At 58.9% G+C, this 24,684-nt stretch carries 13 protein-coding genes and 5 pseudogenes; 10 read left to right on the forward strand and 8 right to left on the reverse strand.

The features are described from left to right. The first annotated feature begins 133 nt into the window (after positions 1 to 133). The 3 genes and pseudogenes from J4G43_RS10350 (at position 134) to J4G43_RS10360 (ending at position 2,164) form a co-directional block, all read left to right on the forward strand. Complete coding sequence (locus tag J4G43_RS10350; protein WP_208084715.1) at positions 134 to 952, forward strand: BA14K family protein; 819 nt, start codon at positions 134 to 136, stop codon at positions 950 to 952. Between the two features lie 82 nt (positions 953 to 1,034). Beyond that, a pseudogene (locus J4G43_RS10355) lies at positions 1,035 to 1,237 on the forward strand (SOS response-associated peptidase); the annotation flags it as partial. 684 nt (positions 1,238 to 1,921) lie between these two features. Continuing rightward, a complete protein-coding gene (locus tag J4G43_RS10360) occupies positions 1,922 to 2,164 on the forward strand; it encodes a hypothetical protein (RefSeq protein WP_187387749.1) in 243 nt (80 codons plus the stop codon). 656 nt (positions 2,165 to 2,820) lie between these two features. On the opposite strand, the gene J4G43_RS10365 is transcribed toward J4G43_RS10360, so the two are convergent. Next, positions 2,821 to 3,798, reverse strand: coding sequence for an AraC family transcriptional regulator (locus tag J4G43_RS10365; RefSeq protein ID WP_208084716.1), 978 nt, complete (start codon positions 3,796 to 3,798; stop codon positions 2,821 to 2,823). Positions 3,799 to 4,646: 848 nt separating this feature from the next. Between J4G43_RS10365 and J4G43_RS10370 the strand changes: the two genes are divergently transcribed. Beyond that, positions 4,647 to 5,870, forward strand: a complete 1,224-nt coding sequence (locus J4G43_RS10370; RefSeq protein ID WP_208089283.1) for an OpgC family protein — start codon at positions 4,647 to 4,649, stop codon at positions 5,868 to 5,870. Positions 5,871 to 6,565: 695 nt separating this feature from the next. On the opposite strand, the pseudogene J4G43_RS10375 reads toward J4G43_RS10370, so the two are convergent. Next, a pseudogene (locus J4G43_RS10375) lies at positions 6,566 to 6,898 on the reverse strand (ATP-dependent DNA ligase); the annotation flags it as partial. A 521-nt stretch (positions 6,899 to 7,419) separates the two neighbouring features. On the opposite strand from J4G43_RS10375, the pseudogene J4G43_RS10380 reads away from it, so the two are divergent. After that, positions 7,420 to 7,749: pseudogene (locus tag J4G43_RS10380) on the forward strand (transglutaminase-like domain-containing protein); the annotation flags it as partial. Between the two features lie 204 nt (positions 7,750 to 7,953). Here J4G43_RS10380 and J4G43_RS10385 read toward each other — a convergent pair. The 6 genes and pseudogenes from J4G43_RS10385 to J4G43_RS10410 all read right to left on the reverse strand — a co-directional run. Beyond that, positions 7,954 to 8,338 (reverse strand): annotated as a pseudogene (locus J4G43_RS10385) (transposase); the annotation flags it as partial. A gap of 57 nt (positions 8,339 to 8,395) precedes the next feature. Then, positions 8,396 to 11,380 (reverse strand): WD40/YVTN/BNR-like repeat-containing protein, encoded by a 2,985-nt coding sequence (locus J4G43_RS10390; RefSeq protein ID WP_208084717.1) that lies wholly within the window; start codon positions 11,378 to 11,380, stop codon positions 8,396 to 8,398. 1,106 nt (positions 11,381 to 12,486) lie between these two features. Next, positions 12,487 to 12,999, reverse strand: a complete 513-nt coding sequence (locus J4G43_RS10395; protein WP_208084718.1) for a hypothetical protein — start codon at positions 12,997 to 12,999, stop codon at positions 12,487 to 12,489. 529 nt (positions 13,000 to 13,528) lie between these two features. Then, positions 13,529 to 14,068: a hypothetical protein gene (locus tag J4G43_RS10400; protein WP_208084719.1), complete on the reverse strand. Its 540-nt coding sequence runs from the start codon at positions 14,066 to 14,068 to the stop codon at positions 13,529 to 13,531. A 514-nt stretch (positions 14,069 to 14,582) separates the two neighbouring features. Beyond that, a complete protein-coding gene (locus J4G43_RS10405) occupies positions 14,583 to 15,392 on the reverse strand; it encodes an AraC family transcriptional regulator (RefSeq protein WP_225004782.1) in 810 nt (269 codons plus the stop codon). Between the two features lie 301 nt (positions 15,393 to 15,693). Continuing rightward, positions 15,694 to 18,504 carry an ATP-binding protein gene (locus tag J4G43_RS10410; protein WP_208084721.1) on the reverse strand — a complete coding sequence of 937 codons (2,811 nt, stop codon included), beginning with the start codon at positions 18,502 to 18,504 and terminating at the stop codon, positions 15,694 to 15,696. Between the two features lie 707 nt (positions 18,505 to 19,211). Between J4G43_RS10410 and J4G43_RS10415 the strand changes: the two genes are divergently transcribed. The 5 genes and pseudogenes from J4G43_RS10415 to J4G43_RS10435 all read left to right on the forward strand — a co-directional run bounded on the left by J4G43_RS10415 (position 19,212) and on the right by J4G43_RS10435 (position 24,545). Further along, positions 19,212 to 20,246, forward strand: a complete 1,035-nt coding sequence (locus J4G43_RS10415; RefSeq protein WP_208084722.1) for a DUF4331 family protein — start codon at positions 19,212 to 19,214, stop codon at positions 20,244 to 20,246. A 664-nt stretch (positions 20,247 to 20,910) separates the two neighbouring features. Continuing rightward, positions 20,911 to 21,659, forward strand: a pseudogene (locus tag J4G43_RS10420) (alpha/beta hydrolase). Positions 21,660 to 21,882: 223 nt separating this feature from the next. Continuing rightward, positions 21,883 to 22,689, forward strand: coding sequence for a type 1 glutamine amidotransferase domain-containing protein (locus J4G43_RS10425; protein WP_249814833.1), 807 nt, complete (start codon positions 21,883 to 21,885; stop codon positions 22,687 to 22,689). Positions 22,690 to 22,835: 146 nt separating this feature from the next. Further along, a complete protein-coding gene (locus J4G43_RS10430; RefSeq protein WP_208084724.1) occupies positions 22,836 to 23,729 on the forward strand; it encodes an alpha/beta fold hydrolase in 894 nt (297 codons plus the stop codon). 159 nt (positions 23,730 to 23,888) lie between these two features. Then, on the forward strand, positions 23,889 to 24,545 hold the full coding sequence (locus J4G43_RS10435; protein WP_208084725.1) for an SDR family NAD(P)-dependent oxidoreductase: 657 nt from the start codon (positions 23,889 to 23,891) through the stop codon (positions 24,543 to 24,545). Positions 24,546 to 24,684: the final 139 nt, after the last annotated feature.

Consider the following 24,684-nt stretch of genomic DNA (forward strand, 5'->3'; position numbering starts at 1 on the left):
GTTGTCCACCGCAATCGGTGGCGGCTTGCCTCTCCCGCTCGGGGCGACGCATCCCCGCGTGCAGCCGGAGCTATCACCGAGGAGTAACACTAAACTTGAGGCGCACAGCGGGTGGGGTTAGGCTTCCGGCGAAGTGAAGAAGCAATGGCCTGATAACCCGGCGGTGGTTTACATGCGCCATACGATTAAGACCGCACCAAACGTCGTCATCCTCGAGGCGTCACACGCGCGGCGGGGATTTGCAATTTTCTGGTTCGCCCGAACCCTCGTCGCGGCGGCACTCATCGGGTTCTGTCTCAACGCCGACGTCGTCGCCTATGTGGCGCGATACGCCACTCAGCAGGAGTTATCTAAGCTCATCACGATCGTCCCGCCGGTCATGGCGCAACAGACGCCATTGTCGAAGGACGACGAGGCGGCGCAGCTCAAGCAGGCGATCGACAGCGCGACAGCGGAACTGCGGCAGTCTCTGCAGCAAGAGCACGCCAGGGCTGAGGCGCTCGAAAAAGAACTTGTGAAGGCATGGCGGTACGTCGGGAAGCTGCTGTCGATGCCCAACGGCGAGGCGCACCAGTTCAGCCAAGCGGTCGACAGCGCGACGGCGGTACTGTGGCAGTCTCTGCAGCAGGAGCACGACAGGGCCGAAGCGCTTGCAACCGAACTGGCGGACGCGCGGCGCTCCATGGAACAGAAACCTGCCGTTGTGGAAGAGACGCCCGGTGTCTCCTTGCCTGCCTGGGCAAACAGCTACGCCGCCTTCGTGAACCCCGCCCAGACCGCAGGTCAACCGGGCGTGGCCACGGAGAACAGCAAATCGGCAATTAAACCAGGCGAACCAGCTCGCGTTGAACACAAACCGCGCGGGGGCTACGGCTGCCAGCACTTTCAGACCTACGATCCGGCATCCGGAACTTACATCGGCTATGACGGACGGCGGCGTTCCTGCCCATAAGTGCGGGGCGGTGTTTCGGCAACAAGTCTAGCTGACCTGCCGCTATGGCAGCGAGATGCAGCCGCCCTCACTCGGCTGCTGCGGCTTCCTGACGACGTCACCGAACGTGTCGTCTTGTCGATCCATCCGAAGGCCATGCCGGTGATCCTGACCACCGATGAAGAACGCGATGTCTGGATGCGCGCGTCGTGGCACGAGGTCAAGGCGTTGCAGCGGCCATTGCCGGATGGTGCGCTCAAGATCGTGCTGCGCGGCGCCGATAAGGAAGATCGGGCGGCGGCATAAAGGACCCAGCCGTATGGTTCAGTGTCAGCTTGGCTTAGTGCGAAATCCCGAATGGGAATCCACATTCTTCGGAATGTGCGATTCAGCGAGAATGCACGCGATCGGCGGGACACGCGAACCGTGGGATTGCGTTCTGGTTTTGCGTTGCGCACAAGCGAGCCAAGGCGTTTTTTGACCGAGGGGGAGGGGGGAGGGAAAAAGTTCGGAAAAGAATGCTTATGCGAATGAGATCCTCGGACCAGTTGGTGATCTCGAAAAACGCTGCCCTTCTGAACATCCCACTTTCCAAGTTGGCCGCGTGCTCTCTCCAATCACGAGTTTCCTCGGACCCGAAATCGCGGCTTTTACTCGCTGCCTGTCGGCGTCCTCCGAGATCAAAGTACCGCGGACGCTTTCGTACATCATCGCGAGATCGCCGTTTCAGCCCGATCAAGTTCAGGAGGAAGGTGGCATTAGCTTAACCAGCCGTCGATCGAACCGGCAGCTCAAGGCCGCGCTTCGGTCTGTTCGCTGGGACGTCTCTAGAGATTTGGTGTTGCCCAAGTGGAGGAGCGTGCCCGCGCCAATCACGCTTGCTCCGAAAAAGTCACGTTGTGGTGACGACGGAAGGTGATGCTACCTGAAGTGAGCTGACTATGTTATGCGTTGTAGCACTCCAGGGGGGAATCCCAACAGGAGCTAACTATGACAAGAAAACTGCTCGTGGCTCTCGCTGTTCTCACTCTCTCCGTTACTGCCGCGTCGGCAACGCACCATCATCGCCACGCGATGAACACTCATGCCGCTGTTCCGGAATCGCCATCGCCCATGGGCTGGGCGGGTGGTATGAACGCAAACGATCACGCCATGTATCTCAAAAATCTTCACGACTCAGGTTACAACCCGAAGAATGATCGCGATGCGACCGGGAACGTGGCCACGCAGTAGAAATCGCAGAGCGGGTTAGCGATTGTCTGCCGAGACTCGAAGACCGAAGGTGGACGCGTAATCCGCCGCTCGGTATCCACCAGGCATGAATCGTGGGTGGGAAGGCGTTAGGCTAACCCACCCGCAATTATTGCTGCGCAATCACTTCACCGGCCCCTTCTCGAGCCTTCTGGCCAGAGTGCGCCTGTACACGCCGAACCGGCTAGCGCGAACGGATCGACGTCCGCGCCTAGTTCTGCCACCAGAAATGACACGCGATGCACCATGAGGCCGGATGCTCCATGAGGCCGGCTGATGAGGTGAACGTCGCGGCTCAGTCGGTCCAGCTTGGCGATCGGGGCTGCGCTTGTCTTGCCACCTCGACCGACCGTACGAGCATGCGTCATGGCTGCCGCGAGTTCAGGCCAACGCTTCAAAGCATCGGCTCCCTTGCCAGTCTCCACTTCGCGGTACTCCGCCGCGATGCTGTAGCTGTGCTGTGCGCAGAGCACCTTGATTGCAGATTGTTGCGCTGGCCGAGACCGCTGCGCTGGGCAATCACTATGTCAGCGTTCGGCATTGAAGCGGCAGTCGAGCTCCGTAGTCGTCATCGACGGCTTATGACCCAAGGCGGTCATTGGGCGACCATCACTCGCACTCACCGAGGGGCACGTGGATCAGCTAGGATCCCTTCGGGCGCAACGAACGCCACGCGGCGAATCGCCGAAGCGAGCTCGGAACAAGCGATTGAAATGCGAAACATCCGAGAAGCCGACCTCTAAGGCGATATCGGAAATTAGCCGCGCGCTGGCGCTGGAATCGGTCAGCAGTTTGAGTGCTCGTTGGAGGCGTAACTCATTCACGTGCCCGGTGAACGATGATCCTGACGATGTCATCAGGCGCTGCAGATAGCGAGGTGAGATGCCTTGGCAACGAGCTACCATCTCGACGCTGAGTCCTGGTTCTTGAAAGTGTGTCTCGATGTAATCAAGGGCGGCGCCGTGGCGCGCGGTCACGACAGCGCTCGCACTGCTCTCGCCCAAGGGAGCGCACTCGACGATTGCCAGCGCCAGGAGATCGTGGATGTGAGTCACGACTGCATCTCGCAGCTTCGGGGTGGCCAGAACACTCTCATTAAATGCCGACTTGAGATAAGCCATGAGAAGTCGGAGCGCTTCATTTCGGTGAGAAATCGGCCGCATGGCGCGGCTTTCGACGTTCGTCATGCGCTGTGCAAGCGCGTCGCGCGGTACGGCAAGACCGAATAGCAATCCGTCGACATAGGTGACGGTGACCGGCTCGGAATGCAGAATTGCGATGGCGTCGCTGGCGTGAAGCTCGATTTCTTGACAGCGCTGCGATAGTTGACTTTTGCCGGGAGAACAGAGGATGACTCCGATCGAGTCATCACCATCAGCGATGCTCGCCTGCAAGCGCTTGAAACGCATAGGGGAGCCTTTCAGCGCGAGCCTGCGCAAACCTCGGATCGCTTGCAGCGTTGCGTAGGCCTGAAACGGTGCGTTCGATAGAGGCTCAATATCAGCGTGGACTATGCCTCGCCCAAAGTCCTCGCGCCATAGCGGGATTCGCATCCGCTCCGGAAACTCCCGCGTCGAGAATCGATGTGATACGAATTCGGCTGCGTCCATTGACATGGGGACCTCCAGCCTTGTTGGACATCGGGACCAAATGCGACAAACTCACCGGTATCTGCATTTTGCAGTTCGCGCACCGAACTTGTTTGATCTGTGCGCAAGAGTCCAAGAAGCTACGCCATTGGCCTGCTAGTCTCGCTCAGCTAAGTTCAATGCTGATGTGAACTTGTTCACTTAGCGGCCAGAAATTAGGTCTATAGTGATTGCGAAGGCCGTGGCGTCAAAAAATCTCCTTTAAGAGGAGGCGGTCGTGATGGCTCTATTTCTGATTGCCGTTATCGGATCTAGTTTAGATATCCTTGGCGGGGTGAACCCGTAAGCTCCGCTTCTATGATTCTCGCGATTGATCGAACTCAACGATCCGCGGACAGACTGTCCTGCAGCACTAGACGTTCTCTGATACCGATTTTGTGTCGCGCCTCGTCGGCCACATCGTCGTCATCCGAGTTCGTCGGACACAAACTACTCCGGCGCCGTTGATATTTACCGCCGGTTGAAATGGTCGAAATCTATCGTCAATGGTGATGATCAAGCGAGGGTTCGATCATGTCCACCCTAGTCGAGATGTTTTACCGTGAGTATTGCCGTGCCCGCCTCGCCGAAATGCGGAAGCATCTTCTGATACCGGTTGCCAGCGACGACATATTGCAAACGTTTTGGGAGGACGGCGAAGCTTCCGGCCCAGGCAATCAAAGCGCCGGTTGGCGAACGAAAGAGCCTCCAACCATCAGGTAGCTCAGGCTCGTAACCGCATCGTTTGGTCGGATACCCCGCTCGGCAACACCCCCAGCCCGGAGCAGCGGAGCCTCTCATCGACCGATGTGCGAGCACGCCGGCAGGTCAAACAGATGCACGATCGAACTCACACCTCGAAGCGATTGATCGGCGAAACTCCGCCGGAGTTCAGGGGGGCTGGCCGCGACCTGCGCATCGATGTCTGTCGAGGGATCGCGCTATGGTGGATCTTTCTTGATCATGTTCCCAACAACATCGGAAGCTGGCTGACACCGCGCAACTACGGCTTCTGCGATGCCGCCGAAATATTCATGTTCATTTCGGGCGTGACCTGCGCGCTGGCCTACGGCAGGGCACGTCAGCGCGAGGGCTGGAGCGGCATGATTGGTCGTTCGCTGCGGCGGGGATGGGACATCTATGCCGCGTTTCTGCTGCTCACGCTCGCTTGCACCGTCCTCGTCTACCTCGCGGGCAGCGATCGGCTTGCCGACGAGAGCAATACGCGGATTCTGCTCGATCATCCGGGCGCGACGCTTGCGCATGCCGCAATCCTGCAATATCGCCCTGTCAACACCGACGTCTTGCCGACTTTCGTCATCTTTCACGTGTTGTTCGCGCCGCTGTTGTGGCTGCTGCTGCGTGCACCAAACGTTACGCTTGGTGTTTCGCTGTTGCTTTATGCGCTCGTGCACATCTTCGGCTGGAGCGTTCCAGCCTGGCCCAGCGGCGCCTGGTTCTTCAACCCGTTGGCTTGGCAGCTTTTGATCGTGCTGGGCGCCTGGTGCGTCATCGGAGGGGAGAGGGTCTGGCCCTGGGTGACGTCGCGCACGACGCTTACTCTTGCTGTTGTCTATCTGGTTTTTGGCCTGGTCCTGACGCTGAGTTGCAGCGGCAAACCGCTGGTCCCGCAAAATTTGACGAACCTGCTCTTCCCGCTAGATAAATCGAATCTCAGTCCGTTCCGGCTGCTGCATTTCTTGGCTATTGCAACTGTGGTGCTATGGTTCATTCCTCGGGATTGGCGAGGGCTAGCGACACCAGTCATGCGCTGCGCTAGGTGCTGTGGCGAGAATTCGCTGCCAATCTACTGTCTCGGCGTCCTCCTGGCGCTGGCCAGCCACCTGACGCTGCTTGACATTTCGGACCGGCCTGCGATGCAGATCGTGCTCAGTCTTGCTGGAATCCTGGCGATGATCGTCGTCGCGATGCTGCTGAACCGGATCAGCGTCGGACGTGGTCATTACCCCGGGTGGACGCAATCGACCGAGAAGATCGGGTCCGTATTCTCTAGCTGGCAGGTTGCGGATGGAGCGCGCAGGGAAGCTCTTGGCCCTTAGCTGACGTAACCGCCCGGCTACCATGACCGCCTGAAGGCGATCCGCGCACTCTACGCAGCGTGGACGCACGAGGAGGCGACCGTCTGGCGGATGTAGAGATCTACTGGATCACCCGATAGGCGCGCGCGGTCCTCTTCCTGAACGGCCCCGGCTTGCCGTGGTTCAGCGCCCGCAGCATTCCGACGCGTGCCTATTTCCTCCCTGATGGCATTCATCTGACGGCCGCGGGATATGCGCTGGTCGAGGCGGTTCGTAAGCGGCTTGAGATCGCCTAGCTGGCGCTTCCCATAGGTACTGTCCGTATTTAGGCGTCAGCATTCCAAGCTGAAACGTGGAGTGTCCTACTTCGCGCCCACAATGCACTCAGTCGACACGATGATCGCCGCAGACCGCTGAGTCAGATACGGCTTCGGGATGTTCAATTGTTTAGCCGCAACATCGCATTGTTCTTGCGTGTCGAACTTGAAGGTTGTGACCGTAGAGTGAACTCCGTTGGTCGTGGGGACTCCCACCAAAGCCGTGATGAAAACCAAGGTCCACATGCGGGGCTCCTCCTATAAAATAAATTGGCGGCCTATTTCACGTCATTCAATCAATTAGGACATCGGGTGGTTAAATACGGACAGCACGCGAAAACCTGGTGACTGCCCAATCCGACATTCGTATCAAAACTCCCTGGACTTAGCCGGGTGGGTTCAATTCTTCACGTTGATCCATTCCTTCGTGCGGCCCGCGATGTAGCGGCGATCGCGACGTTTCGAGACCAATCCCTCAAGGCCCATGCCACAGGCTGCCTTGAATAGGTCCGGCCCAATTCGCCCGCCCTCAAACGGTGCGACAAAGATGCCATCCGGACGGCCACGTAACAAGCGGGTTAGGTTGGTCTTGCGCATCGTCAACGGCAGCTGGCGCAGATCCTCGCCGCCGAGCGCCAGAATGTCGAATGCATAGAGCTGAACCTCGTCATCGTGCCGGCGGGAGTGCAGGGCGTTGAAGTCTGAGACGCCGTCCACGCCAAGCACCACGGCCCAGACCGGCTTCCGGCCGTGGAGTTCCCGGTATCTGGCACAATCGACCGGAGCCCTGCCTGTAAGCTCACCCTTGGGCGGGCCGCAGCGGAACTGCCAGAAGGGCGCCCTGATCAGCAGATCTAACCCTTTTTGAACGGCAGAACTTTGCCCGACTTTACTGGCGATGAAGGAGGTTCTGGCTCAGGCGCTTCGGGGTCGAGGCCGTAGAGGTCTTCCACGGTGACTTCAATTTTCCTCCATCGCTTGCCGCTTTCGTTGTAGGCGAGAGCCGAGCCTGTCCCCAAACTTTCGGATCGGCTGCTCTGATGCTCCAATCAGACGGTTGTCAGGGAAGCAGATGACCTCGCCGTGAGTGGCCTTCAACACGCCCTTCGGTTCGAGAATAGGCCCTGCAAACTGAATGTGTCGGATATCGTAATAAGGACCGGTTCGGTGGCTCGTTTCATCGATACCGAACATGTAGTCGAAACGCCAACGTTCGATGTGAACGACGTGCTTGACCTTCTCAACGCGCGGGCATGAACATCCCAGCCCGCTATTGTGCAGGCTATCTCGGCGATATTGGCGTCCCGCGAAATCCAGCGCCGATGGATTTTAGCGCCTGGTTTGAAGCGTACATTGGCGGGAAGTGGTATACGTTCGACGCGAGGCACAACCATCCCCGCATCGGCCGCATCGTCATCGCTCGCGGAAGAGATGCTGCTGACGTCGCTATCTCAACTGCGTTTGGCCCGACGAAGGTGGTACGCTTCAACGTAATGACTGAAGAAGTGTTGGTCGACGATGCGGTTTCGCTTCAGCCGAATGGCGATGCATCGCAGCAGATTGCCAAACGGCAATGTGCTTGAGCAATTCGAGGCCACGCCTGAGTTTGGGAACGACAAGCTAGGTAAAGCCGATCCTTTCCCGTCGCTTCACTTGAGGTTTTCTGAAACCACTTGAGTGGTGTTCACCCTGGGTGGCAACCGGGGAGCTTTATGTAGGCGCTGATTTGGTCACGCAGAGGCTGGCCTCAGGCCTGCATCGCCTCCAGCAATCCGCCTCGCTGCAACAAACAGATCAAGCTTGCGGCGCAGCGCTACGAACTCGCGGCAGACCTCACGAATGGCCTTGCCATTGTCCTTGCAGAAATCTGCGATGGTCTTGAAGTCCGGCGCCAACTGCCCAGTCAACCAGATCATCTCGATATTACGCTGCCATTCTCGCTCCAGGCGTCGGCTCGACGGCACGCGATTGAGGCAGCCGTAGATGCAGAGCTTGAGCATAACACCGGGGTGATAGCTGGGTCGGCCGGTGTCGAGCGGCTGGACACCGAAAAATCCGAGCTTGTCGAGATCGATACCGTCAACAAACACGTCGACCGCTCGCACCGGGGTTATCCTCGGTCACATAGTCGTCGAGCGATGCCGGAAACAGTGTGCTCTGGCCGCGATCCAATCCTTCAACAAAGCGCTCGTCGGGCGAGTTGGATGTGTTTCAAAGGAGGAACTATTGTCACTCAGCATCCCGATGACGGACGACGAAACTCGCTCCGTCGATCGTTCGCTTCGTATTGGCGTCACGTACGATCAGCGTGTGAGGCCCAAGTTCTCGGGGGGCTTTGATAATAGTCTTCAGAAAACCGCTGCGGTCGCCCTCGGTCTTTCCTATAGCACTTCCATCCAAAACGATTTCCAGCACTGCGCCGCTGGGCATTCGTTCGCCTGTCAGCGTCAGCGGATCTTCCGGTTCGACGTTGTCCATTCCCTTGCCCGTCGCCGAAAGCGAAATGTACGGCTTCGATAAGGTCGGAGAGCGGTTTTGCTGCAGAACAAAGCGCGCGTCAGCGGTTCTCACGTCCTGTCGCGTCGCGGATTTATCAGAGAGCGGAATTCTCCCGCTCGTGTAAAGCGCTCCAAATAGCCCACCGCGTTCGTCCAGCGCAAGTCCGGTCAGCAACCTGCCGGAGGGCAGTGCAAAGGTCTTGTTAGTTTCTATCCCGATGATTCCGATACGCTGGTTCGTGTACCGTATGGCGAGTTTTACAGGAGCGCCGACAAACGCAAGCGAGGTTTGCGGCGTAACTGACAATTCACGAAGCGCTCCGGCTTCTACGCGGGCGCCCATGATCTCTCCTTCGAACACAACAATACCGCGTTTGAATCGATCGGGTGAGGGATCACCTTTAAAGATATATTTAATGCGGCAGGATTGGATGACGCAAAGCGGGCGTACGCTCGTAACGACCTGACTGCCGGTCAGCTTCCAAAGGCCACGGCCCAGGGTTGAGACAAAGGCATCCGTCGGGGACATCCAGTCGATGGAGGTGATGGCCGTAGCGCGCTCCGAATTCGGTACCTTGATCCAAGTAGCGCCCCTGTCCCTGGAGACAAAGAGGCCGTTCTGTTGAGTGCCAATGGCAACGCTGTTGGGATCATCGCCGGAGAATGAAACGTGCGAGGCGAACGGGAAGTGCCCAACGTCGAACGGGAAGGCTGGGAAAATCCCGACGTTGAACGGGCTGGCCCCCGCGCCAGACCGGAATCGACCCGCATCGGTTACAAGAGACGTGAGCCCCGGAATTTCGCTCCAGTTGTCGCCGCCATCGTGCGATTCCATTATCTTTCCATTGATGACATCGGGCGCAATCAGATGCTGGCTGTCTTTAGGGTCAACTCCAAAAACATGATGCCAGTCCCAATCGGGGGGAGAGATGCCAATGCCTCCAAACCCATTCATTGCCGGGAAATACACGCTTGCCATCGTGCTTGGGGGGGACATCGTCAACCTCACGAGATGTACGATCTCGAAATTTCGGGTTGCGTCGAATCCGGTCCTGATCGCTTGGTACTGCACCGGCAGTTGACGGTGCGCAACGCGAATCGCGCTGAGCTTCGGAATGTCCCGGCGGTCTGCCGGTACGACGGCATATTGGGTCCAACTCGAGCCCAGATCGTGAGTCGCAGCAAACCCCTTTAAGAATTTGCCTGGTGTGTCGTCGACCCCCTGGTTATGGAACGACTTGAAAATAGAGGTCGGATGTCCAACGACCGGGCCGGGAGGATCGGGCCATTGATGCAGTCCGGAAAACGCCGCTCCATATGTTTGGGAAAACACCCTTCCGCCTACTTTATTTGTGCAAGGACCACACGCAGTCACGGTGACCACGCTGTCGGCCGGCGACCGGAAGTGCTTTTGCATCTCGATGTTGAGGCCCTCGGGACCAGCATTAGGGGGCGGCCAAGTCAAGCCTCCATCCCCGGAGGCCCAAATGCCGTTGTCCTGGACCGCTATGTAGAGATCGTACTTTGCCAGGTTATCGATCCATTGACCTTTCACTTCAGTAATTTGCAACGCGTTGTAGCCATTCGGGCCCGAGCCTGTGAGCGTCCAGTTGACGCCACCGTCCAATGTGCGATGCACGCCTCCATCGGTAGCCAGTAGAAGCGGCGCGCCCGTGTCCGGCCCCTGCGTGCGAAATGCCATATCGCGCGTATCCCAGTGATCGGCGGTCGACTGGATCACCGGGCCGCTATAGTCGAAACGAGATGTTCCCGGAATCTGCGGAGCTACAAGCTTCGCAACGGTGCAGCGGTTCCCCAACCACAAAGTCAGGCCTGTGGGCGTCGCCAAAGGTTTGACGAATCCAATTCCGCCGCAAAAGTCTTGCGGGCCACGTGAAAACGTCGGGACGATCTTCGACCAGCTCACTCCGCCATCCTCACTGACGAAAAAGTCTGGATCGCCATAGGCGTAGAAGGTATTGGCGTCGAGGGGCGAGGCGGCAAGCGCGTGCAAGTCGAAGACAGGGACCGGAAAACTGACAGGGACCGGAAAATTTGTGGCGGCCCAAGTTGCGCCACCATCGTCCGAGCGAACGACCTTGGTGGAGAATCTTGAATCATTTGAGCCAGCAATCACAAGATTACCGGATTGGGCCGACACAGAGATTGCCGCAAAGTTGATGGGGCCCCTGACAATCCAGCTTGCGCCTTGGTCGCTGCTCTTGGCCACACCGTAGCTCGTCGCAACAAAAATATCGCCAGTGTCCGGTGCAATGGAAATTTCCCTTGCATCAAAGCGGAGATCCCTAGGACCGCCGAGAGAGGGGCTGGGGATGTGCGACCAAGTAACGCCGCCATCGGAACTTCGCCAGATGCCGCCTCCTTCGTTCCCTACGCTGAACCGATCCGTCGCTGTTGCCAGAAGAATGTCTGATGTCACATACGCGACGGCCGATGTGTAATAGGCGCCAAGCGTATCCACATGGCTCCAATGCGTTCCGCCGTCGGTAGTCTTGAAGAGGCCACCCGATTCCGAAGCCACAAACATAATGCGGTTGTCGGAGGGGTTGACCGCGATCGTGTCGGCTCGTCCACCGTAGGGTACGTTGGGCTGAAATTCTTCGAGTGTCCAATCGATTGGTGATGGCTGAGACTGCGCGGGAAGCGCGAATCCTACAACTGCAAGGAAAAGTGCCGAGTACATCTGGCATTTCATTTTTCCCTCCATTTGCCCGAAGGATTAAGGACGATAACGCCCCCGCAACAGCCCGATAAATCCGGGCGCAGGGGGCACTTTCCCTGGAGAGGAACATTCGCTCCACCCCAGCGTGCAAGATGGAAGTGAAAGCAACCCTCAACCAATATAAATGGACGTGAACTATCTCACACAACCGCAAATTTTAGCGCAGTAGTCATGACCACTGTCGCTCCCACTGCAAGGCGGGCTCGCCGACATCGAGATCTCGAAGTTCTGGAGCGGATACCTAATTACCATCGGGAGATTTCGGTTCGCCCTACCGCTCTGCGCCCGCCGCGATCGCGCCCCGCGAGAATCGCGGCGCACTGTGCGATTACCTCGCGAAACAAAACTTCAAACCACGTTCCCGCCGCTATGCGAAGCTGTGCTGACGTTAAAGTCAGCAAGGGGTCAAAGCGGGCCGCTTTTGTCGCAAAGCGGTCGTTGAGCCATCGAGCGCCGCTACACGGCGTTGGACACCTTCTCATGACGGTGGTGCTCGAGAGGCTCCTTGAAGACAGGCTTTGCTAAAAACGAAATGCGTTTTGCTTGAATCGCTTTTTGGATTCGATCGCGGTATCTCTGATTCACGCTGCCGACCTGATGATGAGCGATGAGATATTCCGTTTGCGTTGCTGAGTACGAGTGATAGGACAGCTTCGCTGATCAACCGTGGGCCATTTTCTGCGGTGACACGGCGAAGCGCTACAGCACTCGCCGCTGGTCATATCTGCTCGCCATTTCTGACTTCCATATGTGCACTGGGACACCAATTATGAGTGTCGCTCGTTCACTGGCCGACTTCTTCCGTAACATCTGATTTGCGAATCTCTGTTCTTGGTCGCGCAGCAACTCGGATGCTCTCCAAACGAAGCTCAATGCTTTCGCGTGAGAAGCCAAATCCATCAGCGATCGAATCCACCAAAGCTCTGGACCCGCTTGCGCCGCCGGCGGCGGAAGACCGCCTGTGCGTGCGCAAGGGGCGCCGAACTCCTTCGGGGGTCGCAATGACCGTCCTTCTGCCAGGCGGCTTTTAGCCCTGACCCGGGCCACGTCCCAGGCGCCGCGGCAGAATGTACTCGACGTCAATGCTTGCCGTCCCCGCTCAGGGGGGTCGCCGTGTAGACCGCTGAGACGGCTAAGTCGAAGAAGCTTCCGATGGTGAGGTAGCCGATCGTGAGCCCTGACTCTCGGCTTGGGGGGGCGCCGAGCAGCAATTCCGCGATACGGCAGCAATCGTCCATCGTCGCCCCCAGCGGTGGAAGCGTGATGAGCTCGCCAGTGTTCTGAGAAACCTTGGCTGGATCGGCGAATTTGGGCTCGCGCCCGATAACGGCGCCCGCGTTGATCAAAGGTACGAAGAATTTCGCGACCTGCGCCGGCAGACCGGTGATATTTTGAATGTTGACCTCGGTCGCGTACACGCCCGGCCGGGCGCCTGCGGTACAGCAGCAGTTCGTCTCGGTCTGCTTGCCGCACACGACCTTCACGCTGTGCACGAGGAACTCGGCTTGCGGTGGCACGGAAGCGGTAGCAAGCAAGTCGCGGAACGGATGCGGGAGCCGGTCATTCCCTGAGCCTGTTGGATTCTTGGCCATTTCGATCTCCACGATGGTTTGCGGAAGACGACCTCCACGTGCACCTTACGCCAGACTCGACCCAATCTTTTGAGAGATGGCTCACACACGTGGAAGAAGCCGCGACAGGCCCGCAGCTCCTCGCGAGCAGTGCAACGGATCGTCAGGCGACGATCACTCGATTGTCCTTTGAAGGGCGACAAGAGACGCTAAGACAAGCAACAGGACTCCGGCGAAGGTGATGCCAAGGAAAACATTGTGCATGACGCCGCATCTCCCATTCACCGCTCTCCCAGCCACCTCGTTGACGACGGGGACCGGATCACCAAATGGCCCCTCAGCCGTCGGTCATTCGTTGCGCTTCAGTTCGACGACGAACCCCTCCGGCAGATCGTCAGGATCGGTGCGCTCGCAGGCTGGACAAGGCAGCCTCGTGCTGGTGCAGTATCTCCTTCGAAGAGAACTCGCTCCCCAGGTGTCTCACCAGTCGTGTTCGCCATTCTCCAGGTGCGATCGCGGTCAGCCACAACGATGAAGTTGGGGAATAGCATCATCGCCGTGTCTCGAGCTGGGACTTCGAAGCAGTGGTAGTCAAGGGTTCGAGGCTTGCCATCAGTTTTGCCTGCGCTTGCCCCAACCCTTCCTTCAAGCTGTCCAACAAAGACAATTCAGCGACTGCAGGTGGAGTCGTGGCTTTGTCGTTCCTCGAGGGTTCGATATTCGTCTTTGACGCTGCATGATGAACAGCAACCTTCCTCGAATGTTCTCGGTTTGCGAGATTCGGCTTCATCGGTCCGTTACCAACTGGCGTCGAAGTAGCCGTCCTGGGAGGAGGGACGACAGCTGCAACAGGTGCTTGTGGCCACCGTTCAGCAAACTCCAGTACGCTCGGCGGCGAGACGATCGTCGGCAAACTCGTGTCGATAATGACCCGCTCGGGCAACCGTTCGGCCGAGGCTATCCTTATGGCTGGCCTGTCGGTCGAGCCACCGGTAGGTTGCGCCACTTGCTGCGGCAAACACCACCCCAATCCGATCAGCAATAGGACAAGGGCGCTGCCGACAAACCCGAAATATTTGATCAACGGCATGGGTCGCCTCCCATTCGAGACGACCTTGAAACCGGAATTCTTAGTAGATCGCTAAAGATAGATTAAAAGCGGAAACATGGTTATCAGCGATGTTGCGATGCAGAGAAGCGAGGCCATTTGACCGAGGATAGAGCCGAGCCTTTAGCCCGTTGAGAGGATTAGCTCTCTCGCAGAGGTCGACGCCACCTCCGCTCACTTGCAAATTAATGGCTTCGATATCGTACAAATGCGAACGTTGCGCTGCTTGCGTGTGCGGCTTTTTGAGCGAGCCTAGTCACCCGAAGGCCGACGTCTTCCATAACATTGGATATCCCGCCCGTTCGGTATCAGCAGTCGAGCGTACTGCCTCGTGGTCATGCAATAGCCCAGGCCGCGTGGCCTCGAAGTTGGATCAAGCGTTTAGGCGGACCGTCTCGACAACATCTCCTTTCGGCGTGTGGGTCCGGCCCCTTGATCAAACAAGTTATGAAGGCAAGTCTGATTCGAATACACTTCCCGGAGCAGGTAGTCGATCTCATGATCGCACGAAATGAACGCGGCGCCATCGAAGTGGCGTTAGACCGGAGAGACGTTTGAAGACCACCGTAAAGTGCGCCTGAGAACTGAATCCAACCGTCAAGGCCAGCTCAACAATAGGCATATCTGTTGTCGCCAACATGGTCTGCGCCCTCGCGATGCGGCGGCGTAGCAGATATTCATGGGGGCGAATGCCAGTGGCTGCGCGAAACTGCGCAGCGAAATGCATGGAGCTTAGGCCGGCGGAGCCAGCGAGATCCGCGAGCGCCACCGGTGTGTCGAGGTGCGTCTCAATGAATTCGACTACGCGTTTCAACCGCCATTTGGAAAGTGCGATGGTCCTTCGAGTTCTTGAAGGTGAGGCCTCGCCGTAAAGGCCGAGAAGGTGCGTAATAATCGCTAGGCTCAAAAAATCAGCAAACAGACGGCCGTTCGGAAGATCGTCAATCGATGTTAGTGTCGTTCCGAGTTTCTGCAGTAGTACGTCCCGAGCATGCAGAGGATCTCGGAGAGCAACTCCATCCGGCGGCCATTTGCCGTGAGACCACTCGAAGCACTCCATTAGAAGCATGTTCGGAATGTGAAGGTGGAGGGTATCATAAGGTTGGGAGTAGACGGCACGCGCCGGGAGTCCTGGCGGCGTAATCTGGATCATGCCGGGAACTATCTCTTGGCGCGGGAACAGTTTTGGTCCGAGCTGTAGCGAGAGCTGTGAAGGCTGAAGAGCAATTGCAAGGATGTGATACTCGCCGGAAACTTCAAATGAATGTTCATTTCGACTCGTCCCTTGCCAACGTGAGATGACCAATCTCGGGTTTCGTAGATTCATGTCCTCCAAAATGTCGGGCAGCCGCCACCTCGTCTCCTGGTGTATGATGGCGAGACTGGGCCGGAGCCTCTCTAGCGAAATCAGGATCCGGGATTGCCTCTGCGTGGTGTTCCACGTAGCCGGCGACACAGCCCGTTCGTTGCTGGATAATCGAAGGGTCTTGTCGTTTGTCAAAGCTGCTATCCAAGTGCTCTGGTTGATCTTGAAGTGATAGCAGGAGTTCGGGTGGTGTCGCCTCAGTCGAATGACTGACCAGATGACTGGCCTCGCTCCGCTCCGATCAGGCGGTGGATCGAGGAGAGCGGTTCAACGCCGCTTGTAGACCTGACCGCGTCGTGACGCCGAGTTTCGGAAAGATCCGGTACAGGTGAGAGCCGACGGTCCGATGAGATAAATAGAGCCGTGTGCCGATTTCCTTGTTCGAAAGTCCTCCGGCCGCGAGTTCCGCAATTTGCAGTTCCTGGGGCGTCAGCTCGTCGAGCATGAGGTTTTTCCGGGGGCGACTGGTTTCGCCTGCGGCGCGCAACTCCCGTCTTGCCCGATCGCTCCAGGGCGACGCTCCCAGCGCATCTAGGATGTCGCGCGCTGTTCGCAGAGGTGCTCGCGCCTCCATGACGCGCCGCTGACGCCGCAACCATTCGCCATAGGCAAGCAACAATCGCCCGCGCGAAAACGGCCAGTTCTGCCCGATGGCGCCGAGGCCCTCCTGAAAGAACGTCTCCGCGCGGGCCGGTGAGGCAAGCAGGGCCTTGCCATGGGCGAGCATCATCCGGACCCACGGCACGGCTATGGGCGCCGTACGTCGCTCAACCACATCGATGACGGCGGCGGCCGCGGCTTCTTGGCCGCATGACACGGCAGCCTCGACGTAGTCAACGAGCCAGTAAAACTGCAAGCTAGTGTTGAACGCGGGATCCGCGGGCATGTGCACGCGCTGTAGGTGTTCGAAAGCCTCAGCGGGCCGGCCGGCCCCGAGCGCGGCGATACCGCGTACATTCTGCAACATTGCCAGCCAAAAACTGGCGCCCGGCAACCGCACTAGCCGCTCCGCGTTTTTCGCGAGAGCCTCCGCGGCATCGAGATTGCCCCGCATCGCAGCGAGTCGCGCTTGCACTATCGTCGCCGCCACGACCCAGGCCGTTCGACCCGTTTCCTCCCCCAACCGTATCGACTCCGCAGAACTTTTTAATGCGCCCATCCAGTCGCCCGTCTCGGTCTCTGCGAAGCTTCGCGCGAAAAGCACCCGTGCCAGCGCTCCGAGCCGTCCCTGCTCACGCAACGCAGTACTCGCCTCGGTCAGCCAACTGACGCCGAAGTCGAACGCGCCGATCGTATTGGCCGCAAGACCCAGAGTCCACGCCGCCACCGGGTTCGCAACACCTGCAGGGGCGTACGCCGAAAGCTGCTGATACACATGATGCCCGTGCTTTAGCGGTTCGGCATAGCCGGCGATAGCAATCATGCGCGGATCGGTCGGTGGAGATCCCAGTTCATTCGCGGCCGCGAGGATACTCGTGCGCACTGTATCGTTCGCATTGCCCCACCAGCAGCGCTCACTAGCACGCCACAGCAGATTGAGCGCCAAGCCGTTGGCGCCGTCCGTCCGCGCATCCTCGGCAAAGCGGACCAGCGCGAGGGTCCGCCCAGGGTCGTTGACCAGCAGAGGCTGGCCAATCTCTCGGAGCCAGGCAAACCGCGCCCGCAGGCGCGGCTGCGTCTGATCCAGGTCCGCCTCGTGTATCAAGCGCTCCACCGTTTCCGGCTGCCCGAGGTCGGCGGCAAACCCGGCCGCGCGCAGCAGCCGTTCGGTTCTTGCCACGCGTGTGCTGCTCAGTCGCGCCGCATTCTCCAGCGCGAGTATTGCCATCGCCAAGGCGCCGCGACGTTGCGATCGCGCGGCAGCTTCGTCGAGCTGCTCCGCCAGAGTATTGTCGGGTCCGACGGTCGACGCCATCCGATGCCAAATTGCACGATCTGATTGGTCCTTGATGACGCGGGCCAGTGCGGCATGGACATCGTGGCGCATCTTTGGGTCCGCTGACTGATGCACCGCTGAACGAATGAGAGGGTGACGAAATCGCGCTTCAATGTTGTCGATCTCAATCAGCATCGCTGATACCGCCGGCGCGAGGGCGTCAAGCCCGACGCTGTCGTTAAGCAGCACTTCGCCCGCGTCAAATACCTCGCGCAGCGATCTGCTGTCGTTCTCTGCGATCACGAGCAGCAGAGTGCGGGTGGCTATCGGAAGACCCGAGACCCTGCTCAGGAAGGCGCGCTCCAGGCGGTCGGTAAGCGGCAGCCACGTCGTCTCGCCGATCATCGACCTGCGCTCGCCGCGCGGTAACTCAACGAGCGCGAGCGGATTGCCTGCCGCCTCGTCCAGAAAACGACGACGCAGATCTAGCGAGAGATCGGGCGCTTGGGCGTCGAGCAGGCGTTCGGCCGCGGTCATGCTGAGCCTTGACAGTCGATGACGCGACTCGTCCGAATATGGAAAAGATCGGTTCGAGCCTTCCCGAATCGCCATTAGAAGAACGATTGGATCAGAGCTCAGTCGGCGGGAGATGAACGCGAGTACGTCATGGCTGGGCTGGTCGAGCCACTGGACGTCGTCCGCGAGCAGCAGGATGGGTTTGCGCGCAGCACTCGCGGTCAGAAGATTGAGCGTCGCCAGACCGATGAGGAATAAATCTGGCGTGGTCATAACATCGCTCAGGCCGAATGCGGCCTGCAAAGCCGAGCGCTGGCGCGCCGGCAGCGATCTCGTCTGCTTCAGCATCGGTCCAACAGCCTGGTGAAGCGCCGCAAAGGGCAAATGGGCCTCGGACGTTACCCCGCAGAGGCGGAGTACGCGCATTCCATGCGACTGAGCGCGGTCCTGCGCAACTTCAAGCAATGCAGATTTTCCGATACCTGGTTCGCCGCTGACGGCCAGTGCGGCTCCGCCGTCACGGACCCGCTCGATCAGCGCGTCAATAAGTGCAATATCGTCCTCGCGCCCATAGAGAACGGGTGACGCGGTACGCCCCCGATTTCCGTCAGCTTGTTGCCGTCGCTTCGACCGCGGCGCCTTTATCGGGCGTCCTGTCATCGGCGTTCCCCTGGACTTAGAAATTGTGAAGCAGCACCACCAGGCGCAGATCTGCACCCTGCTAGCGCATCCCGCCATGCGAGGTCGCCAGTTTTCCGCCAGGGGCTTCTGTGGCGGGATGGGAACCTGGTAGTTTCGCAACCCGGTTGCGCCGGCGCAACGGTGAGGTTCGCCGCCTCGTCCACCCAGACTGCGTCGACGGTTGGGATACCGACGTCTGCGGGTAACAGGGCTACTGTGAAGTGAGCTGTGTCCATTGCCGATCGAAGCATCGGACCGGCGTCCCGTTTGGCGCACCAAGATGAGTGGATGGCGCTTGCCGAGCGAGGTGAGGATCTGCTGCCAGGTGACGAGCAAAGCGGCGACGCGTATCGTGCTCGATGAGCCGAATGTCCTAGAGACTTCCCGCAGCATCGTATCGCCATTGGGATCTCCACCCCCTCAGGCGGCCGGCCGAGCGCATCGCCGGTAAGTCGCCTTCGATCGTCTAGGCTGGTTCTTCAGCACAAAAATTGGCATGCAGGAGAATATCCGGGACGACCGGATCTTCTACTCAAATGGAACGTTCCTGGCGAGATCGTGCGAATTTCATAATCCGGCACTTTGATTTGAAATCCTCCAGACGAAGACCGGTAGAGATTCAAGCCGACACAATACCGGCCAAGGCGGTCCGCGCTGAAGCGCACGCTACGATGAAGGAGGAGATCATGTCCCACCACCTTGATTCGCCGCTTGCGCGACAGGACATCCGGCTCGACATTACTGATCTGTACCTATTTCGGGGCGAGATCGGCACTGTCTTCGTGATTAACGTCTGCCACTCGATCGCCGGCCCGGTACCGGAACCGGGCTATCATCCGGAGGGCATGTACGAGTTTAAGGTCGACAGCGACGGCGATGCTGTCGAGGATATGACCTATCGCATAACATTCGACGCGCGCGACGAGCGCGGCAATCAAGCGTATGTCCTTCGCTGTCTCAGGGGGGCAAACGCCGCCGATCCTGATGCGGCTGGTACGGTCGTCGCGCGCGGAACGACGGGCGAGATGGTCACGACCTCAGAGGGGTTGCGCATCTGGGCCGGCCATGCCGGCGATCCCTTCTGGATTGAACCCGAGGTGCTTCACGCCGTGGGACATGCGTTTCAGGACGGCACCCCGGTCAATCTTGCCGGATGGGATCCGAGCCAAGCCAGGAATCTTTTCGCCGGCCATACCGTTTATTCCATCGTGCTGGAGGTGCCAGACACTGTGCTGCTCGTCGACGCGCCCGGCCGCCGCCGCATCGGCGTCTGGGCCGTGGCCACGCTTGCCACCGACGCGGGCGGATGGCGTCCGATCAATCGGGTGGGCCTGCCAATGATCCACCCGCTCTTCACCCAATACAACGAGTTGCTTGGCAACCGGCTCAATGCCGGTTGTCCGGCCGACGACTTTGCGACCTATGGCAAAATTGTTGCTAAAGCGATCGCCGCTACGGTGACCGCCACCGGCACTGCCGAGAGCCCGAACGCCTATGCCGAAATGCTTGTCCAACGCCTTTTCCCGAACATTCTTCCGTATGTTATCGGAACGTCAGCAGTGTTCGGATTCGCTGATTGGAATGGGCGGTCGCTCATAGACAACGCGCCCGACGTCATGTTTTCGATCGCTGCGAATACGCCCATCCGGCTCGGTATCGGCAAAGAATCGGTCACATCCAAACCGTCGTCAACCTTCCCATATGTTCCAAAGGTTAGTTGACTTCCCCCCACGCGATCATTGGTCTCGAACCGTCCGTCATCGGATCAGTCATTTGACAGAAGCGAGCCGGCCGCTTTCTGAGCTACTTCCAGCGCGTCCGCCCCACAGAGAAAGCGACCATAAAGAATTTAGTGGCCCGCAGCTCTCAGCCCACGAGCAACGTCCAGCGCGCAACCGGCGATGTAATTGGCCCTGATAAATCGAAATGCGATCGCTAAAAAAATCGCGCGCGTATTCGAAATATCACCTCCGGACGGACAGCTAAGGTTCTCGCGCAAGACCAATGATGGTCGCTAAGAAAGGGTTTTCGATGGCTCGACTCAAGTATCTGCTGCTTGGGACATGTATGCTGCCTGTCCTGGCGATGACGACCGCGTTCGCCCAGGATGAGGGCAACGCAAAAGCTCCCTTCAAGCCCAAGGCGTGCTCGGAGCACGTGACACCGGCAACATCAGATATCGCTGACGACCTTGAACTAGAGCCGGCCGTCCGAAAATTCCTCGTCAAGCTTAACAAGAATTCCTCTCTATTCTGGGAGCTGCCGCAGCCCAAGCCGCAGGACACTCTGACGGCGTTACAGAACGAGACCAAGGTCGATATGTCTGGCGTTAACACCACGGAACAGTTGCTCACGGTCGATGGCCGTGACGTCAAGCTGTTCCTTATGAAACCCGACCACTTGGAAGGACATCCCGGCGTCATCCTGTTTCTGCACGGCGGCGTCTGGATCGTCGGGGACTTCGAGAACCATAAACGTCTCTTGCGCGATATCGTCGTCGAGTCCGGACAGCCGGCGGTTTTCCTGCAATATACCACCCTGCCGGAGGCCAGGTACCCCGTTCAAATGAATCAGGCTTACGCCGCTCTTGAATGGACGGCCAAACATGCCGAAGAGCTCGGTGCTGATCCAAGCCGCATTGCGGTCGCTGGCAATTCGGTCGGTGGCGATATGACCGCGGCGCTCACGCTCATGGCCAAGGATCGGAAGGGACCAAAGATCAGTTATCAGGCGCTACTTGGCCGGCCACGGACGCCGGAGTCGATACCTGTTCCTATGAGAGGTTTGCCAACAATCGCTTTTTGACCCGCGCCTTCATGAAGTATGGCTGGGATCTCTATGCTCCCACCAAGGCCGAACGGGACAATCCCTATGTTTCACCATTGCGCGCTAGTCTAGACCAACTCAACGGACTTCCGCCGGCCCTGGTGGTTACGGACGAGAACGATGTTCTGCGTGACGAAGGCGAGGCCTACGCGCATCGTCTTCAGGACGCCGGTGTGCCCACGGTCTCTGCGCGCTACGACGGAACAATCCACGACTTTGGGCTGCTGAATGCGCTTGCCGACCTCCCGACTACTAAAGCGATGATACTGCAGGTCGCAAACGGCATCCGCGATCACATCGGGCATTGAGATAATGCAGGGAAGCGAGGCGGATGGCTCCGCTTCGCGCTCCTGATCCACGTCGTCGAGAGATGGCGTAGCGCCGCGTGGTCGATGTCGCGCCGTGCCTTGTAGCGCGAGCACTCGATCTCAAGCCACGGGTGGCCAACAGCTTCTCATCGAAAGGACTCTCGTAGTGAGCTCCATTCTACTCCCGATCCCCAGCCGCGATTTCGATCCCACGGAAGTCGCGGTGAGCTGGAAAATACTGACCCAGCACGGCCATCGGGTCGTTTTCGTGACGCCCGACGGCAGGCCGGGCTCCTGCGACCCGATCATGCTCTCTGGTATCGGACTAGACCCCTGGAGCGGCATCCCGGTGCTCCGCAATATCCGTATCCTGGGCCTCCTGCTGAGCGCCAATGCTGATGCCCGGAATGCGTATACCGAGATGTTGCGCGATCCGGCCTTCGACGGCCCGATACGCTGGGACCGGGTTGCGTCAAAGGACTTCGACGCTCTGCTGCTCGGCGGTGGACACCGGGCGCGCGGCATGCGCGAATATCTCGAAAGTTCTGTTCTTCAGCGGATCACCGCCGAGTTCTTCGCCGATGAAAAGCCGGTGGCCGCGATCTGTCATGGCGTGCTGCTGGCCGCCCGCAGCAAGCGGGTCGATGGCCGGTCCGTGCTATATGGAAGAAAGACCACGGCGCTCCCTTGGGCACTGGAACGCAAGGGTAGTGCTCTCGCTCATGTCGGACGTTTCTGGGACCGCGACTATTATCGCACGTACACTGAGGCGGCGGGGCAACCCAAAGGATACATGTCCGTGCAGCAGGAGGTTACCCGCGCACTCGCGAGTTCTGCGGATTTCATCGACGTTCCCGAGAGTGATCCCGACTTCAAGCGAAAGACAAGCGGCACATCGCGCGACACGTTGACGAACGATCGCCCTGCCTGGGTGGTGCGGGATGAAAATTATGTCTCGGCACGCTGGCCCGGCGACACCCATAGCTTTGCCCGCACATTCGCCGAGGTACTCCAGGCGAGGACAGCGTGACCGATCACGATGCGCGGACCGCGGACCTGCCGACCGGCAGCAATTACCCGTTCAAGCAGCGCATTCCCCCGCCGCGGTACTTGGCGAACGATCATAATGATGCACTGCGGTCGACTCGACTTCAGACTTAGCGAACGAGAACGATCATGGTTAGTCAAAATGAGTTCGACTATACGCTCCGCTGGTGGCCTGATCAGAAACCGGAGTTTCTGTCGTTAACCCCCACCGGTCCAAAGGTCCGCTATTTGCGGGCCGGCCAGGGCCCGGCGTTGGTGCTGCTGCATTCGATCCGTACACAGCTCGACTTGTTTCAACGGGTGATCCCAAAACTCACCGATCACTTTACCGTATACGCGTTCGACTATCCGGGATTTGGCTGGTCGGAAATCGTTCCGAGCGCCGATTATCGAGAACCGGCGATGCGAGAGCATATCGTCAATTTCATCGAACGGCTCGACCTGCGCGACGTCACTCTGGCTGGCGAGTCGTTGGGCGCCACACTGGCATTGACGACGGCAGCGGTGCTTGGTGATCGCGTGAAACAGGTCGTCGCCTTCAATGCCTACGACTATTTGCCGGGCGTGGAGCGGGCGAACCTCCTCGCGTCGGTCATTATTAAAAACGTTCGTGCGCCCCTCATCGGGCCGATTTTCGCCGCTATGGAGAGCCGGGCCAGTCTGGCTGGTATCCTGAAAGGCGGCTTTCGTGACCCGCGCAGCCTGCCGCCGGACTTCATCGACGAGTTAGTGAAGGGTGGCAGACGGCCGGGCTATTCCACCGTTGCACGTGGCGTTTATAAAGGCCTTCCGAGCTACGTCGCGGCGAGATCGTATTACGGTCGAATCGACGTCCCGGTGACGCTTGTCTATGGCGATCATGATTGGTCACGCCCGGCCGAGCGCGAAGCGAACCGGGCTTGGATCAAGCGTGCGAAGATGATTGTCCTAAAGGACACCGGACATATTGCTTCGCTGGAGTGTCCGGAAGAATTCGTCCGAATTCTCATTGAGACCCTATCAACAACCCGCTCCGCCGCTTGAGGTGTAATTGGCAATGCGCGCTCAGCGAAGTGCGACGCAACCTTTTGGTGAGCAGGCGTTTCGATTCGCCGGCCGCGTTGAAACGTGGCACCTCGAGCGCTTCCTTGCGTCGACCGAAGATGAACACGTGGGGTTGTCCCATTATCGAGGAGGTAGATCATGAAGACGTTTCTTAGCATTGGCACTGGTCCGGGTATGGGCTTGGCGACAGCCGAGCGGTTTGCCAGCGAAGGATTCCGGGTCATCTTGAGCGCTCGGAATGAGACCAAGACAAAGGAGCTTGCGGGGCAACTCGAGGCGAAGGGTCATAAGGTCGGCGTGCGCACGGTCGATGCGGCTGAACCGTCGAGCGTCGCAGCGCTCGTATCGCAGGTTGAAAGCGAGTTCACCGGAATAGATGTTCTCCACTTCAATGCGGCCTCGCTGCGAAAGGCCACGTTGGCAGATCAACCGCGCGATACGTTCAACTATGATCTCGCCGTCAATATCGGTGGCGCGATGGTCGCTGCGCAAGCTGCGGCGCCTAACATGATCGCACGCGGCTCAGGTTCCATCTTGTTCACAGGCGGTGGCTTCGCCCTTCAGCCGCACCCGGATTATCTCTCTCTGAGCATCGGGAAGGCCGGTATTCGCGCGCTGGCGCAAGGCATCTTCAAGCCGCTCCAGGAAAACGGCGTCCACGTCGCGACCGTTACCGTCGCAGGCCTCGTCATGAACAGCAAAGACGCCAATGCCGTTGCCGAAGAGTTCTGGCAACTGCACAGCCAGCCTCCCGGTTCGTGGCAGGTGGAGACGGTATATACGCCCGCCGGCTGAGAACCAGGGAACGGTTGATCGCGGCCCCCCAGCGCGCCGCAAAAGCGATCGGCATTGCAGTGTCTCCAGAGTTGCTGGTGCGCGCCGACGAGGTGATCGAGTAGCAGGCCGATTGCCGCGCGTATAAATCCGCTTCTGG

The sequence above is a fragment of the Bradyrhizobium barranii subsp. barranii genome (assembly GCF_017565645.3).
Lineage (GTDB): Bacteria > Pseudomonadota > Alphaproteobacteria > Rhizobiales > Xanthobacteraceae > Bradyrhizobium > Bradyrhizobium barranii.

What these genes read in the sequence shown, in the direction of transcription:
- J4G43_RS10365 (WP_208084716.1), bottom strand. Translation starts at nt 3,798, where the DNA reads ATGTCAATGGACGCAGCCGAATTCGTATCACATCGATTCTCGACGCGG.
- J4G43_RS10410 (WP_208084721.1), bottom strand. Translation starts at nt 18,504, where the DNA reads ATGACAGGACGCCCGATAAAGGCGCCGCGGTCGAAGCGACGGCAACAA.
- J4G43_RS10395 (WP_208084718.1), bottom strand. Translation starts at nt 12,999, where the DNA reads ATGGCCAAGAATCCAACAGGCTCAGGGAATGACCGGCTCCCGCATCCG.
- J4G43_RS10390 (WP_208084717.1), bottom strand. Translation starts at nt 11,380, where the DNA reads ATGAAATGCCAGATGTACTCGGCACTTTTCCTTGCAGTTGTAGGATTC.
- J4G43_RS10415 (WP_208084722.1), top strand. Translation starts at nt 19,212, where the DNA reads ATGTCCCACCACCTTGATTCGCCGCTTGCGCGACAGGACATCCGGCTC.
- J4G43_RS10360 (WP_187387749.1), top strand. Translation starts at nt 1,922, where the DNA reads ATGACAAGAAAACTGCTCGTGGCTCTCGCTGTTCTCACTCTCTCCGTT.
- J4G43_RS10430 (WP_208084724.1), top strand. Translation starts at nt 22,836, where the DNA reads ATGGTTAGTCAAAATGAGTTCGACTATACGCTCCGCTGGTGGCCTGAT.
- J4G43_RS10370 (WP_208089283.1), top strand. Translation starts at nt 4,647, where the DNA reads ATGCACGATCGAACTCACACCTCGAAGCGATTGATCGGCGAAACTCCG.
- J4G43_RS10400 (WP_208084719.1), bottom strand. Translation starts at nt 14,068, where the DNA reads ATGCCGTTGATCAAATATTTCGGGTTTGTCGGCAGCGCCCTTGTCCTA.
- J4G43_RS10435 (WP_208084725.1), top strand. Translation starts at nt 23,889, where the DNA reads ATGAAGACGTTTCTTAGCATTGGCACTGGTCCGGGTATGGGCTTGGCG.